Origin of the sequence: Nocardia tenerifensis NBRC 101015 (genome assembly GCF_000308715.1) — a bacterium.
In the GTDB taxonomy this organism is placed as follows: Bacteria; Actinomycetota; Actinomycetes; order Mycobacteriales; family Mycobacteriaceae; genus Nocardia; species Nocardia tenerifensis.
On the sequence record NZ_BAGH01000211.1, the window covers coordinates 21926 to 38598 of the forward strand.

The window sequence follows — 16673 nt, forward strand, 5'->3', positions numbered from 1 at the left end:
CCCCATCGCGGCTGTGGCACAACGGGTTCGGGTGGATCACTGAGCCTCGAGGCCGAGGTGGTAGGTGATGAGCTGGATCGCGGCGTGGATCGCGACGGCGGGCTCGGGGTGGTTGAGCTGGCGGTAGTGCCGCCACTGGGCGCTGGGCAGCGTGGCTTTGGCGGCGGCGGCGTGCGCGAGATAGCAGCGGTGCGCGGTCCCGCCGGTGGTGGCGATCGGGACGATGGGGAGGCCGAGTTCCGTGCCGATGGCGGCCTCCTCCGCCGTGCCGTTGCCGCCGCCGAAGAGGAGGACGAGGCGGGCTTGGCGCAGCATGATGTAGCGGGCGTTGGTCGGGGTGGTGTTGAGGTGGCTGACGTCGCCGAGCGGCTCGTAGACGCGGCCGAGCCGGGTGGAGGCGGTGCGGACGAACAGCTTGATCCGCTCGGAGGCGTAGGTTCCGTTGTCGCACAGCGACTTCGCCATCGCGTAGCCGACGGCGACGCCCGCGTCCGACCCGCCGGCCAGCAGCGTGATCGGCAGCGCGGACAGCGCCTTGCCGAGCTCGACGGCGATGTCCTCCGTGCCGAGGTCGGTGTAGCGGCCCGCGAAGAACAGGGGCGGGGTGTCCTTGAACCGGTAGGCCTTCTCCACCCGCGCGGCCAGCTCGGACAGCACGGCGCGGCGACGGCGCTTGTAGAGCTCGTCGGTGAAGCCGCGATCGTTCTCCCGGACGAACTTGCAGCGCTGGGTGACGGTCTTGCCCTCGAAGTCCTTGGTGGTGGCCAGGATCGCCTCGGCGATGCGCCGGTTGGTCAGGTCCTTGATGTCGGCGATCTCGGTACGTAGCTGTCCGGCAAGCCATTCCGCGAGCCGGGCGCGCGTCGCGGGGTCGTCGACGGCCTGCTCGCCCGCGAGGGCGACCAGGACGTGCGGCGAGTTCTGCAGGGCTTCCGGGGTGAGTCGGCGCGCGATGACGCCATAGCTTTGCAGGGCGATGTGCAGCGGCGAATCGGTGGTCATGCAGGCCATGATGGTGCGGCCCGCGGGCCGCGTGCACGGGTTCCCCAACATCGACACCATCTTTTCCGGGGCTCGCTTCGTAAGGTCGACCTCGGCGGAAAGTTCCAGAACGGACTGGTCTTTCGAGGACTGTTCCCCCAGGACTGTTCCGCACGGTGCTGCACCCAGACAGCACAGCGAAAGGAAGGTGGGCAATGGGACGTCACCGCAAGGACATCGAGCCGTACAGCCGTCGGGTCGCCGTGGTCGCGGCGGTGCTCGTCGCCGTCGCGACGTATCTGCTGGTGCGGTCCAAACGATTCCGGCGGTGAACGGTGTCAATAGGCGAGTTGTTCGGTGAGCCAACTACGGAAGGCGGGGTAGTCGGCCTGGGTGGTGACCCAGGCGAAATGCCCTTCGGGGTCCAGACTCATGCGCGCGTCGGGGGCGAGGGCGATCCGCCGCCGCGTGAAATCGACGAACGGCAGTTGCAGCGCGGTCGCGAGGGCGAGCGGATCGTGCTGCATGCTGCTGGGGTAGAACGCGGTGAACCAACGGTCGAGGTGGGTGCGTAGCAGGCGCGCCCACTCGGGCGCGCCCTCGGCCGCCAGCAGCCGATAGGTGTCGGACTCGGTGCTGATCGCGATCTGCTCGGTGAAGGTGACGTCCGAGAGGACCAGGAGTAGGTCCGCGGCGGTGGCGACCACGGCGCGCGCGGCGTCCGGGTCGAGGCGGAAGTTGTGCTCGGCGCGCGCGGGGTCGCGGTAGTTGATCGCGCCGCCCATCTGGGTGACCACGAGCCGGTCGACGAGCTCGGGCGCCTCGCGCAGCACCGCGCTCAGATTGGTGAGCGGTCCCATGCCGACCCAGCGCACGTGCCGGTCGGTGCTCGCGCAGACCGTGCGCACCGCGTCCAGCACGTCGGTCGGCTGGGCGGGGACGTCGTCGGGGGTGAGCCCGTCGACGACGTAGTAGCGGGTGTTGCCGAGGTCGGCGCCCGCGACGACCGGCACGTCGTGGCGGCCGTGCAGGTCGAGCAGGTGGCGGGCGAATCGCGCGCGGCCGCCGCCGTTTTCGTCGGTGGTGAGGACCAGCGCGAGCTCGGGCAGGGTGCGGGCGGCGCAGGTGAGCGCGACCGCGTCGTCGGGGTCGCCGCCGATGTCGGTGTCGACGATGACCGGCGTGTGCTGGACGCGCGGCGGCGGCGGGCCGCCCGCGCGGAGTTTCGCGGCCAGCGGGCCGTAGCCGAGTTCGGCGTAGCGATCGGCGAAGCCGAGCAGCGACGACCACATCGACTCTAGGGACTCTCTGGGCTCGTCGGGGTCCGTGTCACCCATGGCTAAACTCCTGTCGACGGGTCGGTGCGGCGGTGGAAATCTGCGACGAATGCTTGCTTTTCGTCGAGTGAGCCGAGTTGCCGGTAGTCGCGCCAAACCTGGGTTGCGTCGTCTTCGCCGAGGCCACGGTGTTCGATGGCGGTGCGCAGATCCCCGACGTGCGTCTTGTCGGTCCGGCGGACGAAGGAATCGCACAGCTCCGCGAACGCCGGGTCGGTGTCGCTGTTACGTGTTACCCATGATCGCACTTGACGCAGGAAGGTCTCCGACTTAGTTGCGAGTTCGTTGTGCCAGTCGCCGCCGCCGCGGCGCAGGCCGGCGATGTGCTCGGCGTAGTCGCCGACGGCCAGTTGGTTGGCCTCCATCACGGCCAGGCGCACGTTCGCGTCGGCGTAGGACGGGGCCACGTCGAGGGGGTTGATCTGGTCCAGCGGCGGCGATTCCAGCTCCTGAGCGGGTTGTCTGTCGGGTCCGAACCGGACCGCCTTGGAGTACGGGCCGCGCAGGATGTGCTCGATCGCCAGCACCGCGTCCTTCTCCGTGAAGATCGCGGCGGGGTCGGCGTCGAGGTCGGGGGCGGCGCGGTCGACGGATTGGTGCAGTGCGTACCCGGCTTTACTGCCGGGGTGCGGGTCGTTGGGGGACTCGCCGAAAATGAGGTAGCGGCCGCGGAACTCGACGTCGGGGTAGGTGGCCGAGAGCAGTTCCTGCACGGTGCCTTTGAAGCTGCTGTCGACCAGGATGATGGTCGAGCCGGGCAAACCGACGGGCAAGTCTTTGCCTTCCAGATAGCGGGTCAACTGAGCTTTCGCGCCATCGATGTCGCCGCGGTCGACCTCGTGTCTGGCACTGCGGAATCCCTCGATGGCCTCGAAGGTCTTGCCGGCGTTGATTTCCAGGTCCTGTACGGCCGCGTCCGCGAGACGCCGTGACACCGTCACCTCGGTGGAGTGGGATTCGAACAGTTCCGGGTCGAGCTTCAGCGCCGCCAAGGCGATGGGGTGACCGTCGCGGCCGACGTAGGCGACGACCGCGTCCGGCTTCGCGGCGATGTCGGCCTTGCAGTCCTCGATGATGTCGAGGGTGTGGCGGACGACGAACGGCGCCTGATACTCGAACACCACCTCGTACGCCTTTTCCACGGCGGCCCGCCCCTCGTCGCTGTCGACGCCGTGCCGCGCACAGGCCGCGTCGACGGCGGCGGTGCGCCGCTGTTCGATCTCGCCGCTCTTCGATGTGCCCTCGTATTCGCCTGCCGCAGGGCGGGTTTCGCCTGCGGCAGCGCTGGTCTCGGGCGGGTCCGGCGGTTCTGCGGTGCCGTCGGGACCGCGCGGCTGGTTGGCCAGGACCCGCTCGGCGAGGTCGGCTTCGGGGTGCTCGGCGGGTTCGGCGTCCGCGTCGCGCGCCTCGGCGAGCGTCATGCGATGAGTGTCGGTGGTGGTCTCGGTGGACCACAGCCCGCTCGGCTCCGGCGGATCGGACTCGACGCGCAGCATGTGCGCCGCCTCGGGGCCGTGGTCGGCCGGGTCGGTGGGTTCGAGCGCCGCCGGATCGAGGTCGAGGGGGTCGTCGGCGGGGTGGTCGCGCGCGTCGATGTTCATGGCGTGTCCCGGGGTGCGGCGTCGGTGGGTTCGTCCAGCAGGGCGAGCGGCCACGGGGTGGACAGGCGCAGATGTGCCGTGGCCGCCCGCAGCCGCCGCGCGGCGGTGGGGGCGTGGCTGAGGCGCGCGATCGTGGCGGCCAGCAGGGTGGGAATCTCGGGGCCGGTGACGATGGCGCGGTCGGCCCAGGTGTCGGGGTGGGTGTGCAGTTCGCGCAGCTGTTCGCGCGGCGTCGTGCCGGTGAGGACGAGTCCGCGTTCGGCCCAGGCGGCGGTGTCGGGGTGCGGGCGGTCCGGCGCCAGTTCCGGGTCGGCCAAGGCGCGTTCGACATCGGCCCATCGGTAAGGCCCTGCCTGCCAACAGGTTTCGTCGGCGGAGCACTGGACGCCGGGATCTGCGCCGGTTGAGTCGGCGTGGCGAGCGCAGGGGCTGTGGTCACCGTCGAGGGTGGCGAGGGCGGCGGCGGTGAGGTGCTCGCTCAGGAGTTCGGGGCGGAAATAGTCGCTCAGGCCGGGGTATCGCGCGTCGACGCCGGTCCGGACGCGGAACCCGACGGCCTCGGTGAGCAGCGGGCGCGGGTGTGCGCGGCGCAGGGCGGCCAGCCACCCGGGATCGGGGGTCGGCGGCGGGCGTCCGACGAGATGCGCGAGCAGCATGAGCTCCATCCACAGGGTCAAGGGCGGGTCATCGGCGATGCGGTGGGCTCGGTGCAGATCCCGCAGTAACAGTGGTGGCTCGGCCGGGGCCGGGGATAGTGCGATTGTCGGTGCCGGGCAACGGGCTTCGCGATGCCTGCCGAGCGGCACGGCGACCCGCACCGGCCGGTCCATGCCGTCGCCGAAGACGACGCCGTGGCCGGTGGGCAGCGCGACGACGTGGCGCGACTGCGCGGGCGCGAGATTCATGGTCGCGCCGACGAGCTCGCGATCCTCGGCGGCGGGCAGACGGTGCAGGATCTTGAGGGCGGTGTTCTTGACGACGTCCGGGGTGATCTTGGTCGGGATCTGCTCGGCGACGATGATGCCCTCGCCGTAGGCGCGCACCTCGGCGAGCAGCGCGGCGAACAACTCGACCGCGTGGGCGGCGGGCGTGCCCGGCTCGGCCCGGCGCAGCAGCCGGTGCGCCTCCTCGACGACCGTGACGTGGCACAGCCCGGAGTCGTTGTCGCCGCGATGGACTCGCAGGTGCTCGAAGACGCGGATGAGCACCGCGCCGATGAAGAACGCCTTGTCCGCGTCGTTGCCGATGTCCTCGATCTCGAGAACCACGTTGCGGCGCAACAGATCCGCGACGTCGAGGCGGTAGCCGCCCTCGAAGAACCGCCCCGGCGTGCCCAGCCGCAGCGCGCTGAGCCGGACATCGATGAAGCCGCGGACATTGTCGGTGATCTCGCGGCCGTAGCCGATGCCGTCGACCACCGTCGACGCGGCGGCCTGTAACTCGGTGAGGCTCGGGTATCGCGGTGTGGCGTCGGTGTTTCGAGCGGCGCTGACGACGGTGTCCCAGCCGAGATCGGTGTAGCAGCGGGTCAAGGCGTGCGAGAGCACCTGGGGGAAGGGCTCCACCGCGTCGAAGGCGGCGAGGAACAGCGCGCGCACGAGGTCGATGTGGGTCTGTAGCGGGAAGCCCGCCTCGGGCTCGAGCGGGTTGAGCCCGACCGGGACGGCCGCCGGGTCGCCGGGGCGGATCACGGTGACCGGCGCGCGGATTCGGCCGGCCATCCCGGCGTACTCGGCCTTGGCCGGCTCGATGACCAGCCACGGCACGCCCGCCCCGTGCAGCCCCTCCAGCAGGTGCCGCACGGTCTGCGACTTGCCCGAGCCCGTCGCGCCCGCGACGAAGCTGTGCCGGTTCAGGGTGTCCAGGCCGACGCGGAACCGGTCGACGCGCTGATCGGCGTCGTCGAGGATGGCCCCGAGGTCGACCTGGCCGTCGTGTTCCGGGGTGAGGTCGAAGCGGACGCGCTCCACGGCCCGGATGCCCGGCAGTTCCCGGCGCGGCGGGCGCGCGAGGGCGGCGAGGAGTTCGCCGCTCGCGACGAACGGCGACCCGAATTCGGCCGGTTCCGCCGCGGCGGCCCAGATCTCGGCCAGGCTCCCGGTTCGGGCGTGCGGTTGCAGGACATAGGGCAGCGCGTCGAGATCGGCTGCGCTGCACAGTAACCCGGCCGCCTGGCGGGTGCTCGGCTCGTCCGGCCCGCCGACGAGCACGTGCACCGACCACATGCCCGCGGCGCGCGCCCCGGCCAGCTCCCGATACCGGAACTCCCCGCGCTGCAACGCGATTCGATCGGGCTCGGAGTTCTCGCGGGCCCGTAGCCGAGGTAGTCGCACCTCGAGGTCGGCCAACTCGGTGTCCACGGCGGCCGGGGGGAGCGGCCGCGCGATGGTGAGCCAGACGAACTCGCCCGGCAGGTGGGCGACGTAGTCCTCGAAGCACCCACGGCCGCCGGGAGATCCGGCCTGCGCGTCCTGAACCGACAGGGCGTCCGAGCGTCCGCCGCAGCGCAGCCACACCGGGACGCGCGCCCAGTCCCGCGCCACCGAGGGCGCGGCGCGGGCGGTGCTGCCCGGCGGGTACATCACGGCCACGTCCCCGGTGCCGGCCAGCACCGGGGGGAATCGCGGGTACCCGCCGACGAGGAACCGCAGCCGGTGCTCGCCCGCGCTCCGGTCCCAGGCGACGGCCAGCACGGCATCCGCTGCGGCGGAGAGCAATTCGGCGTGCGCGGCGGTGAGCGCGGCGAACAGCGCGGCCTCCGCACCCGCCGCGACTGGCGAGTCGTCCTCGGACAGCGAGGGAATCGGCGTCGTCAGCAACCGGTGGAAGACGAATCCGGGCAGCACGGTCATGGCGGCCCGCCCGGGTGCGAAACCGGCTCCGGCGCCACCCGGTCCAGCAGCGCGATGCCGGGGTTGCAGTCGCCCGCGACCACCCGGCGGGCCCCCGCCACGGTTTCCACCAGGATGAACGCGGTCACCGGCAGGGCCTGGAAGGTGGTCGGCTCGATCGAGTACTCGTAGGCGCGGGCGTAGGTGCGGCCCGAGGACGTGGAGTCCGAGCCCGACCAGCTCGTCGTGCTCGACCAGGTCGCGGCGCGCGAGACCGAGTCCGAGACATTCACCGCCGCACCGGAGTAGCCCTCGGTGGTGGTGGCGGTCAGCGAGTCGCCGGTGGTGTCGGAGACGCCCTCGGTGAAGCTGCGGCCGATCTGATCGGAGAGCTGGGACAGCACGAAACGGTGACCGCGGCCGACGAAGTCCGCGGCCGCGGCCGCCTCGGCGGCGTTGCCCATCCGCATCAGGATCGAGGCGCTGTCGGAGCCGCCGAGCAGCTGGACCAGGTCGCCGCGCAGGTGCTCGATCAGCAGCACCAGCCGCACGCCCGCGCGCCTGGCGTGCCTGGCCAGCGCCTCCACCCCGGCCAGACCGAGGTGGTCGGCGCCCGCGACCACCAGCACGCCGCCGCGCCCGGACGGCCTGCCGCACCGCAACCCGTGCAGCACCCGGTGGAACACCACCCGATCGAGGAGATCTTTGCGCCGCGGGTTGGCGTCCTCGGTCGCGATCACCCGTAGGCCGGCCTTCGGCCACGTCGTCGAGTCCGCCGCCCGCCGCCCGGTGCCCTCGTCCAGCAGGCTCAGCAGGCCGCCGAGGAAGCGCAGCTCGGTCCGCGCGGACTCCGACGAGCCGACCACGTCGAGCAACCGATTGACGCGCCGGATCTCCTCGCCCGAGAGGGTCGTCTCGTGCTCGGACTCGGAGATGCTGCGCAGCAAGCGAATTCCGGCCGCGATGCGGCCGAAGGTCACCGGGCTCACCAGGTTCGCGGCCACCAGCTCGACCAGTTCGGCGTCCAGGCCGCGCGTCTGGGCCGATTGCGCGCCCGGCTCGCGCAGGGTCGCGACGGCCTCGGCGACGACCTCGCCGACCTCCGCCGGGGTCAATCCGGCGAGCAGATCCAGCTCGCCCTCGGGCAGCACGGTGACCGCCGCCGGATGGCCGCACAGGCGGCCGAGCTCGGCCAGTTCGGCCGCGACCCGCTGTTCGGTGAAGTCGAGCACCAGCAGGCGCGCGCCGTCGGCGAGCAGCGACGCGCCGAGCGTGCCGAGCAGGCCGGCCCATCCGTCGGCGGTGCCGCCGAACACGTCCACCCGCGCGGAATCCGGGCCGAGCCGCAGCGGGTGCCACAGCGTCGTGGTGGCGATCCGGCGCTGCTCGCGGCGGTCGTGCTCGGCCACCCGCGCGGCCCATTCCGCCTGTGCCGCTTCGAATCTGGCGATCTCACCGGTGCGCCACGACTGGTACTCCCGCCGCGCGGCGGAGTATCGCCGCCTGGTCCGCGCGCACCAGCCCGCGGACACGAGCACTCCGGCGGGCAGCACGATCGGCCACAGCGCGAACCCGAACGCGGCCGCCATGCCCGTCGCCCACACCGATATCGCCGAACCCACGCCGAGGAATACCGGTGCGCGCCTTGATTGTTCGCGTAACCGCGTCAGTTTCGGCGGGGGCGGCTGCTCGGCCCACCGGGGCGCGCACGCGCGGGCCGGGCTCGGCGTCGGCGGGGCCGGGACGGTGAACACCCAGCCCCATCGCTCGCGGGGAACCGAGAGACGCACCGCGAGAGCACGATTGTCGATCACCGGTAACCGATCCACGACAACCCCCAACCTCAAGGCGTGGCGTAAACCGAATCGTCGCAACAGAATACCGGCAATCACGCTTGTATGTACGCCTATGAAGTCGAATCGCTCTGCGGCAGGGGCGCTTTCGCTGATAAAGAAGCGACGGGAGGGGTTATTTCAGATCACGAACCGGTCGCGGCGGTAAAAACCGTCGATCTTGAAAATGTCTGATCGTACGGGTGCATTACCTTCGAGAGCGGGCCATTATGCGAACGGACGCTACAGTTTCTACGTTTCTCGCGTGAGCGACCACAGTGCCCAGTGTCCTGCACACGCAGATGTGCTTGCATCGAATGAATTCCGTTGCACCACAATTTACCCGGTAATTATCGGTTGATACCCGGGTCATACCGCGGCGAGCTCGACGATCACCTCCAGCAGCTCCCGCAGCGTCTGCCGGTCGGTGGTCGGCGACATGAGCGACGCGCGCAGATACGGCCGGCCGTTCAGCTGAAAGGACGAGAGGTAGAACCGACCGTCCTGAATGAGCCGGGCGCGCAGCTCGAGCTGCCGGTCGCCCCACGGTTCATAGCGGAAGCAGAGGATATTGCTGTCCGGCCGGTACGGCGCGGTGAAATCGCCGCGCTCCTGGATGAGCTCCCACAGCTCGGTGGCGAGGGCGTACTGCCGCTCGACGTAGGCGCGCATGGCGTCCTCGCCGCGGTAGGCCAGGGTCAGCAGGATCTTGAGACCCAGTGGGGCCTTGGACGTTTCGAAGGTGAACTGCCCCGGGTCCACGTCCTCGGCCTCCGGGCGGTAGAGGTAGCTGGCGTCCTGCTTGAACATGGTGTCGAGGTAACGCTTCTCGCGGAACAGCACACCGGTGCACAGGGCCGAGGTCCGCAGCATCTTGTGCCCGTCCCACACCGTGGAGTCCGCGCGCTCGATGCCCGCCAGCAGCCCGCGCAGCCGCGGCGACAGCAGTGCGGCGGCGCCGTGCGCGCCGTCGAAGTGGAACCACAGGCCGTTGCTCTCGCAGAACTGCGCGACCTCGGCGATCGGGTCATAGAGACCGGTGCCCGTGGCGCAGCCGTTGGCGACGACGGCCACCGGACGTTTGCCCTGTGCGCGCGCCTCGGCGAGGGCGGGCGCGAGACCCGCCGGATCGATGCGGCCGAGTTCGTCGGTGGGCAGCGCGTGCACCCCGCGTTCGCCGAGACCCATGACCGCGGCGGCTTTTCGCACCGAGTAGTGACTCGTCGCCGGGGCGAACACGACCAGATCACCCGGCGTGCCCTCGCGCCACGCGGTCGCGTCGGCGTGCGAGCGGGCGGCGAGCAGCGCGGTCAGATTGCCGAGCGTTCCGCCGTTCGTCATGGCGCCGATGCCGGTCTCGGCCCAGCCGACCTTGTCCAGCATCCACCGGCAGACCGCCCGGTCTACGGCCGCCGCCGCGGGGGCGAGCTCGTAGACCAGGGGAATGTTGTTGGTCATCGCCTGGAGCAGATCCGCCACCACGCCCGGCGTGTCCGACGGCGCGATCTGATGCCCCATATAGCCGGGGTGGTGATGGCTGGCCGAGATATCGCTGTAGGTGGTGACGAAGGACAGCAGCTCGGGCAGCGTCATGCCGCCCTCCTCGACCCAGCGGCGCAGCTCGAGGCGCTTGGCGACGGTGTCGATATCGTCGGCGGAGACGACCTCGCCCGCGCCGGTCCGGACGGACTCGATGTGGGTGGCGAGGGTTGCCAGGACCGCGGCCCCGACCTCGCGCACATCGTCGGTCAAGTCGGTGTGCGACATGATGGACCTCTCTTGACTGTCGTGAAAAACGTTCGGCGAGAGTGCGTCTCAGTGCGCGGCCACCCCGACCGGGTCGTGGTCGCCGTCGATGTCGCGCATCATGATCCGGTCGATGTCGACCTCGGGCACGTGGAAGTCGTGGATCAGGAACTCCTCCATCAGCAGCACGCTGAGCAGGTGCACGTAGGCGTCGCCGAACGGATAGGGCACCCGCGGCGCGTCCGAGGTGCGCACCACCTCGACCAGCCGGTCCACCGCGGCGGGCCGCAGGAAGCCGACCCGGCGGATCGCGGACGGGCTCAGGATCGCCGTCACCCAGTCGTCGCCGTCGGGCCGCAGCGCCTCCGCGCCGGGCAGGCGCATGCCGAACTTAGGCCGGTCGGCGATCTCGGGCGGCAGCCGGTCGGCGTAGGCCTCGCGCAGGATGTGCTTGGAGCGCATCCCGTGCAGCTTCCACTCGATCGGCAGCGAGGCCGCGTACTCGACCACGTTCGAGTCCATGTACGGATACCGGCCCTCGACGCCGAAACCCGTGCCGGCCCGGTCGCCCAGGCACGTCATGCCATAGCCGATGAGGAACGTGTGCATGTCCACCAGCATCGATCGGTCGCTGGCCGGTCGCTGCTCGAAGTCGGGGAACTGCGCGCGCAGGCGGCCGAGCAGCGCGGCGTGGTCGTCGAACACGTCGCCGCTCGCCTCGATGAGCTCGTCGACGGGCTCGGTCTCGAAGCGGCGCAGATGCGCGCCGAGGGTGAAATCGCGGTTCGCCCGGTTCGCGTAGTACCGGAAGATCGGGCCGGCGTCGGTGGCGTCGCTGTAGCGCACGTCGTTCAGCGCTGGGCCCAGTTCCTCGGCCGCGCCCTCGAAAGACCCTGTGCGCAAACAGCGTTCGAGGATCGTCGCCTCCTTGGCGATGTCGTAGCCCGCGAACAGCTCGTCCGCGCCCTCGCCGCCGAGGATGACGCGCACCCCCGCGAGGCCGACCTCCTCGGCGAGCACGCCGTAGGCCACCGGGGCGGTGAAGTGCAGCGGCTGCTCGCACTGCCGGACCACGTGCGGGAACCGCTCGCGAATCTGCGCGCGCGACACCGGGATCCGCGTGTGCCTGCTGCCCAGCCGGGCCACCATGGCCCGCTGGAAGGGCCACTCGTCCACCGGGCTGTCGGCGGCGTCGATGGAGAACGTGGTGAGCGGCTCGCCGATCAGATCGTTCATGACGGTGGCGACGACCGACGAGTCGATGCCGCCGCTGATGTAGGTGCCCAGCTCGTAGTCCGTGCGCAGGCGCAGCCGGATCGACTCGCGAATGACCTCGCGCAGACCGGCTTTCGCGTCCTCGAACGACTTCGGGGGCGGGCCGGCGTACTGGCGTTCGATGCCGTGGTAGTACTTCGTCAGCTCCGGCTGTCCCTGGCGGACAGTCAGCACGTGCCCCGGCGGGATGGCCTCGATGCCGGTGAAGCAGGTGTCGCCCGGGATCGGGCTCCAGTACCGCATGGCGCGGCGCACCTTCTCGGGGGCGAGCTCGCGGGGCACCTTGGGAAACGCGAAGAGCCCCTTTACCTCCGAGGCGAAATAGAGGGTGCCGTCCTGCTGGGTGTAGAACAGCGGGCGTTCGCCGAAGCGGTCGCGGCCGAGAATGAGCACGCGCTCCCACTTGTCGTAGAACACGAAGCCGAACTGGCCGTTGAGGCGCAGCAGCGCGTCGTGGCCCCAGTACGCGAGCGAGTGCAGCAGCACCTCGGTGTCGGAGTTCGTCGTGAAGCGAACTCCGTTGGCCTCCAGCTCACTACGCAGTTCGAGGTAGTTGAAGACCTCGCCGTTGAATCCGGCGATGTATCGATTGTCCGGCGTCACCATGGGCTGCTGGCCGAGCCTCGGGTCGATGACCGAGAGGCGGACCGTGCCGAGGGTGAACGCCGCGCTGTCGTAGAGGCCGACCTCGTCGGGGCCGCGGTGGGCGATGGCCCGAATTCCCCGCCGCACCAGCTCGATTCGCTGATCTTTCCGTAAACCGCTGTCGATGAATCCGACCACGCCACACACGATGTTCCTCCCGTTGTCAACCGATCGAATGGCGGAGCGCTACTCGCCTAAACCGAATCCAGGTACCGCGCGCGCTCCCATTCGGTCACTTCTCGCTGATTGGCCGCCGCCTCGCTGCGCGCGACGCGGCACAGGTTGTCCACGGTCGCCGCGCCGAGCGCGCGCCGGGCGAACTCGCTCTCGCCGAGCAGCGTCGCCGCCTGCCAGATATTGGTCGGCAGCGGTGAATACTCCTGCGATACATAGGAATTGGCGGCGGGCGGCCCGGGCTTCAGATCCTCGGTCACCCCGGCCAGTCCGGCCGTGAGCTGGGCGGCGGCGAGCAGGTACGGGTTCGCGTCGGCCGCGGCGATGCGGGTCTCCACGCGGGTGCCGCCGGCGTCGCGGATCAGCACGCGCACCGCGGCGCACCGATTGTCCACGCCCCACGACAGGTTCGTCGGCGCGAACGAGTGATCCGCGACGCGCTTGTAGCCGTTGGGCGTGGGGACCGAGACGAGCTGCACCTCGGCCGCGTACTTCAGCAGTCCGGCCACGTAGTTGTGGCCGACGCCGCTCAGCGTGCCGGCCTGCGCGTCCCAGAACGCGTTGTCCTTCTCGCGCCACATGCTCTGATGGATGTGCAGGCCGCTGCCGGACAGATCGCCGAACGGCTTGGCCATGAACGTCGCGCGGTAACCGTGGCGCGGGGCCAATTGCTTGACGGCGTACCGGAAAAAGAGCAGCCCATCGGCCGCGGTGAGCGGGTCCGAGGGGGTGAGGTTGATCTCGACCTGGCCGGGCGCGTATTCGGCGTTGCACGCCTCCACCTCGACGTCGGCGCTGAGTAATGTCGCGCAGACCTCGTCGAGAAATGGCTCCAGGTAATAGTTGTCGTGCAGGCTGTAGACCGGGTTCCGGTCGCCGCGCGAGCGCAGGGTCTCGCCGTCGAGCGCGTAGAACTCGGTCTCCATCGCGATATAGGGCGAGAGCCCGGTCTCGTTCGACTCGTGCACGGCGCGGCGCAGCACAGTGCGTGGAGCCGACGCGACGAGCTCGCCGGACGCGTCCACGACATCGCAGAAAACCAGTGCCGTATGGGGTTTCCAGGGAACGAGCCGCAGTGTCGCGACGTCCGGGCGGAGAAAGATATCGGGATACCCGTTGGACCAGCTGAAATCGGCGGTCTCGATGACCTCCATCTGGTAATCCCAGGCCAAGACCGCCGACGACAGACCGACCCCGCCCGACAATCCACCGGCGAGAAACGAGTCGACCGGAATCCTTTTACCGCGAATGGCGCCGGTCATATCCGGGGTGGCGAGCTCGACCGTGGTGATCGAATGCTCTTTCAGGAATTGCTCTACCGATTCCATCTCGATCCTCTCACCCCCCGGCGGCACGACCCCCGACGATCCGGCACCGGCTCACCGAATGCCCCCGTCACCAGATATCTACGGGACCGCGAACCGGCGTGGTGCGCAAAGTATCCCACCAACGCCCCTGCCGCCGCCACCTCCGCGCGACGGATCCGCGGCGTGGCCATGAGATGTGCGCGACCCGCTCCTGCCCCAGGCTCGACTGTCGTTGTCGCACATGGGATCCAGTCTGGCAGAGTGTCGGGTACTCCGGCATGCCCCGGATGGGGGGTTGAAATCCGGGCGGCGATCCGCGATCTTGGTGAACGACCTGGAATCGGAATTCTCTCCCGGGTAACCCATTTCGAGCTCGACATATGGGAAGCGAACCGCCATGACCGAAACCTCCACGCGAGTCGAGACCGTGGCCGCGCCCATACCGGCACCGGGGCCCACGGGCCTCGCCGCGTTCCGGGTGATGTCCGAAATCCGCCGCGATCCCTGCCTGGCATTCCAGAACCTCATCGCGGAGTACGGGAACGTCGTCCGAATAGCGGCCTCGGGGCAGGAATTCTTCATCGTCAACGACCCGGAACTCGTCGGGACGGTTTTCGTCGGCAGGCAGAGCAATTACGTCAAGACGTTGAATGTCAAAGTGGCGGCGATGGCGCTCGGCAACGGCCTGCTGACCAATGACGGCGATTCCTGGACGCGGCAGCGCCGAATTATCCAGCCGCTGTTCGCCCGTCGCCAATTGGATCGCTTCGCCGAATACATGATCACCGCCGCGGAACGCACCCTCGCGCGCTGGGAGACCCGCCCGGACGGCGATCAGCTCGACGTCTCCGTCGCCATGAACGCGCTCTCGCTCGACGTGACCGGGCCCGCGCTGTTCGGCACCGACCTCTCCGACGACGCCGCCCGGGTGCACGAGGCGCTCATCGAGATCCTGCGCTGCGTCGGCAAGGCGATGACCTCGCTGCTCACCTGGCTGCCCACGCGCCTGCCCGGCGTCTCGCCCGATCTGGCGCTGCGGTTGCAGGCTCCGCGCTGGCGCAAGCTGGACGCCGCGGTCGCCGTGCTCGACGACGTCGTCGCCCGGCTCATCCGCGAACGCCAGCAGCATCCGCAGGACGACCGGCACGATCTGCTCGGCCTGCTCTTGGACGCCCGCGACGAGTCGGGCGTCGCGGCGATGAGCCCGAAGCAGGTCCGCGACGAGATGGTCACCTTCCTGCTCGTCGGGCACGACACGACGGCCTACTCGCTGGCGTGGACGCTGTCGCTGCTGTCCAACCACCCAGAGGCGCGCGAGCGGCTCGTCGCGGAGGTCGACACCGTGCTCGGCGGCCGCCGCCCGACACCGGCCGACCTCGACGAGCTGACCTGGACCTCGGCGGTCATCGAGGAGGCGATGCGGCTGTACCCGCCGTCCTGGTTGATCGAGCGGCAGGCCGCCGCCGACGACATGCTCGGCGGTTACGCCGTGCCCGCGGGCTCGACCATCTACGTCGCGCCCTATCTGCTGCACCACGATCCGAAGTCGTGGCCCAACCCCGAGGGGTTCGACCCGAGGCGGTTCCTGCCGGAGAACAGGGCGTTCGTCTATCCGGCCGCCGATGGATCGACGCAGACGGCCCGCCCGCGCTATGCCTACCTGCCCTTCGGCGCGGGCCAACGCCAGTGCATCGGACTGGGTTTCGCGCGGGTGCAGGCCAAACTCATTCTGGCCATGCTCACCCAGCGCTACACCTTCGACCTCGCGGCGGGCGCGCGGATCGTGCCCGAGCACACCCTGACGCTGCGGCCCAAGGACGGACTTCCGATGATCCTGCGCAGGAGGACGCAGTAGCGTCTCCGCTATGGCGGCAACCGGACACAGCGGCTCCAGCGCCGGCATCCGGCGGCTGGCCGCGGCGTGCCGAACCGAGATCCCGGTGCTCACCCAGCGGCTGATCGCGGCGATCTTCACCGATATCCCGGAGTGGACCGACTACTCGCCCGTCAGCCGCGACGAGCTGCGCAACGGGTGTCGCATGTACCTGACCAGGGTGCTCGACCTGCTCGCCGGCGACGTGGCCGTGCCCGACCGCGACGATGTCGCCGCCGCCATCGGGCGTAGCCGGGCCGCACAGGGCGTGCCGCTCGAGGTGATGCTGCGGACCTTCCGGCTCGGCGGCCAGATCGTGTGGGAGGCCCTGCTCGACCACGCCGAGGACCTCGCGTCCGGGGAGTTCCGGCAGATCGGGGCGGCCACCTGGTCGGTCATCGACGGCATGTCCTCCGCGCTGGTCACCTCCTATCGCAACACCGAGCTCGAGCAGGTGCGCCGCGACGAGCGCCGCAGGCACGGGCTGATCGAGGAGCTGCTGGCGGGCCGCGCGCACGACGCGACCTTCGCCGCGCGGGCCGCCCGCGAGCTGAACCTGCCCACCCAGGGGGCTTACCTCGTGGTCGCCGCGCGCGGCGACCGTCCGGCCGTGCAGCTCGGCACCGAGACCGCGTTGGCCGCCTCCGGTATCCGCTCGGTCTGGCACGACCGGGTGGACGCCACGGTCGGGGTCGTCGCGCTGGAACAGCGGGACAGTTCGGCTGTCCTGCAACAGATTCAGCCGCGCGTGCGCGGCCGAGCCGCGGCCTCGCCCACCGTGCCCGACCTCGCGCAGATCGACACCGCGCACGCCCTCGCCATGCTCGCGCTGGACACCTTGCCCACGGCGACAACGGGTTTGGTGCCGCTGGCGGAGCGCTACCCTGAGGCGCTGCTGCTGCGCTCACCCGACCTGACCGAACTCATGGTCACCCGCACCCTCGGCCCGGTGCTGTCCCTACCGCCCAAAGAACGCCAGATCCTCCTGCGCACCCTCGCCACCTGGCTCTCCGAGAACTGCTCCGCCGCCAACGCCGCCCCCCTCCTGCACTGCCACCGCAACACGGTAAT

At 70.1% G+C, this 16673-nt stretch carries 11 protein-coding genes; 3 read left to right on the plus strand and 8 right to left on the minus strand.

The window, feature by feature from the left end:
* Positions 1 to 36: 36 nt before the first annotated feature.
* The 5 genes from ON39_RS17920 to ON39_RS17940 form a co-directional block, all read right to left on the minus strand.
* Positions 37 to 1002, minus strand: coding sequence for a hypothetical protein (locus tag ON39_RS17920; RefSeq protein ID WP_146250996.1), 966 nt, complete (start codon positions 1000 to 1002; stop codon positions 37 to 39).
* Between the two features lie 317 nt (positions 1003 to 1319).
* Positions 1320 to 2318 carry a nucleoside hydrolase gene (locus tag ON39_RS17925; RefSeq protein ID WP_040735524.1) on the minus strand — a complete coding sequence of 333 codons (999 nt, stop codon included), beginning with the start codon at positions 2316 to 2318 and terminating at the stop codon, positions 1320 to 1322.
* Positions 2319 to 2320: 2 nt separating this feature from the next.
* Positions 2321 to 3919: a hypothetical protein gene (locus tag ON39_RS17930; RefSeq protein WP_051186766.1), complete on the minus strand. Its 1599-nt coding sequence runs from the start codon at positions 3917 to 3919 to the stop codon at positions 2321 to 2323.
* Positions 3916 to 6771 carry an ATP-binding protein gene (locus tag ON39_RS17935; protein WP_040735526.1) on the minus strand — a complete coding sequence of 952 codons (2856 nt, stop codon included), beginning with the start codon at positions 6769 to 6771 and terminating at the stop codon, positions 3916 to 3918. The genes ON39_RS17930 and ON39_RS17935 overlap by 4 nt, the downstream gene beginning before the upstream one ends.
* Positions 6768 to 8564 carry a hypothetical protein gene (locus ON39_RS17940; RefSeq protein ID WP_146250995.1) on the minus strand — a complete coding sequence of 599 codons (1797 nt, stop codon included), beginning with the start codon at positions 8562 to 8564 and terminating at the stop codon, positions 6768 to 6770. The genes ON39_RS17935 and ON39_RS17940 overlap by 4 nt, the downstream gene beginning before the upstream one ends.
* A gap of 84 nt (positions 8565 to 8648) precedes the next feature.
* Here ON39_RS17940 and ON39_RS50650 point away from each other — a divergent pair, with 84 nt between their 5' ends.
* Positions 8649 to 8777 (plus strand): hypothetical protein, encoded by a 129-nt coding sequence (locus ON39_RS50650; protein ID WP_255219277.1) that lies wholly within the window; start codon positions 8649 to 8651, stop codon positions 8775 to 8777.
* A 174-nt stretch (positions 8778 to 8951) separates the two neighbouring features.
* On the opposite strand, the gene ON39_RS17945 is transcribed toward ON39_RS50650, so the two are convergent.
* The 3 genes from ON39_RS17945 to ON39_RS17955 are packed head-to-tail and all read right to left on the minus strand — an operon-like array spanning position 8952 to position 13750.
* Entirely contained in the window at positions 8952 to 10349 is a 1398-nt protein-coding gene (locus tag ON39_RS17945) for a pyridoxal phosphate-dependent decarboxylase family protein (RefSeq protein WP_051186768.1), read from the minus strand.
* Positions 10350 to 10397: 48 nt separating this feature from the next.
* The gene (gene asnB / locus ON39_RS45980; RefSeq protein ID WP_051186769.1) at positions 10398 to 12386 is read right to left on the minus strand and encodes an asparagine synthase (glutamine-hydrolyzing); all 1989 of its coding nucleotides are present in this window, start codon (positions 12384 to 12386) and stop codon (positions 10398 to 10400) included.
* A gap of 56 nt (positions 12387 to 12442) precedes the next feature.
* Positions 12443 to 13750, minus strand: a complete 1308-nt coding sequence (locus ON39_RS17955) for a glutamine synthetase family protein (protein WP_040735528.1) — start codon at positions 13748 to 13750, stop codon at positions 12443 to 12445.
* Between the two features lie 376 nt (positions 13751 to 14126).
* Between ON39_RS17955 and ON39_RS17960 the strand changes: the two genes are divergently transcribed.
* Entirely contained in the window at positions 14127 to 15584 is a 1458-nt protein-coding gene (locus ON39_RS17960; RefSeq protein ID WP_051186770.1) for a cytochrome P450, read from the plus strand.
* A gap of 10 nt (positions 15585 to 15594) precedes the next feature.
* Positions 15595 to 16673: PucR family transcriptional regulator (locus ON39_RS17965; RefSeq protein ID WP_040735530.1), on the plus strand; the 1079-nt coding region annotated here is incomplete at its 3' end.

What these genes read in the sequence shown, in the direction of transcription:
- ON39_RS17925 (WP_040735524.1), bottom strand. Translation starts at nt 2,318, where the DNA reads ATGGGTGACACGGACCCCGACGAGCCCAGAGAGTCCCTAGAGTCGATG.
- ON39_RS17945 (WP_051186768.1), bottom strand. Translation starts at nt 10,349, where the DNA reads ATGTCGCACACCGACTTGACCGACGATGTGCGCGAGGTCGGGGCCGCG.
- ON39_RS50650 (WP_255219277.1), top strand. Translation starts at nt 8,649, where the DNA reads ATGTACGCCTATGAAGTCGAATCGCTCTGCGGCAGGGGCGCTTTCGCT.
- ON39_RS17930 (WP_051186766.1), bottom strand. Translation starts at nt 3,919, where the DNA reads ATGAACATCGACGCGCGCGACCACCCCGCCGACGACCCCCTCGACCTC.
- ON39_RS17920 (WP_146250996.1), bottom strand. Translation starts at nt 1,002, where the DNA reads ATGACCACCGATTCGCCGCTGCACATCGCCCTGCAAAGCTATGGCGTC.
- ON39_RS17935 (WP_040735526.1), bottom strand. Translation starts at nt 6,771, where the DNA reads ATGACCGTGCTGCCCGGATTCGTCTTCCACCGGTTGCTGACGACGCCG.
- ON39_RS17960 (WP_051186770.1), top strand. Translation starts at nt 14,127, where the DNA reads ATGACCGAAACCTCCACGCGAGTCGAGACCGTGGCCGCGCCCATACCG.
- ON39_RS17955 (WP_040735528.1), bottom strand. Translation starts at nt 13,750, where the DNA reads ATGGAATCGGTAGAGCAATTCCTGAAAGAGCATTCGATCACCACGGTC.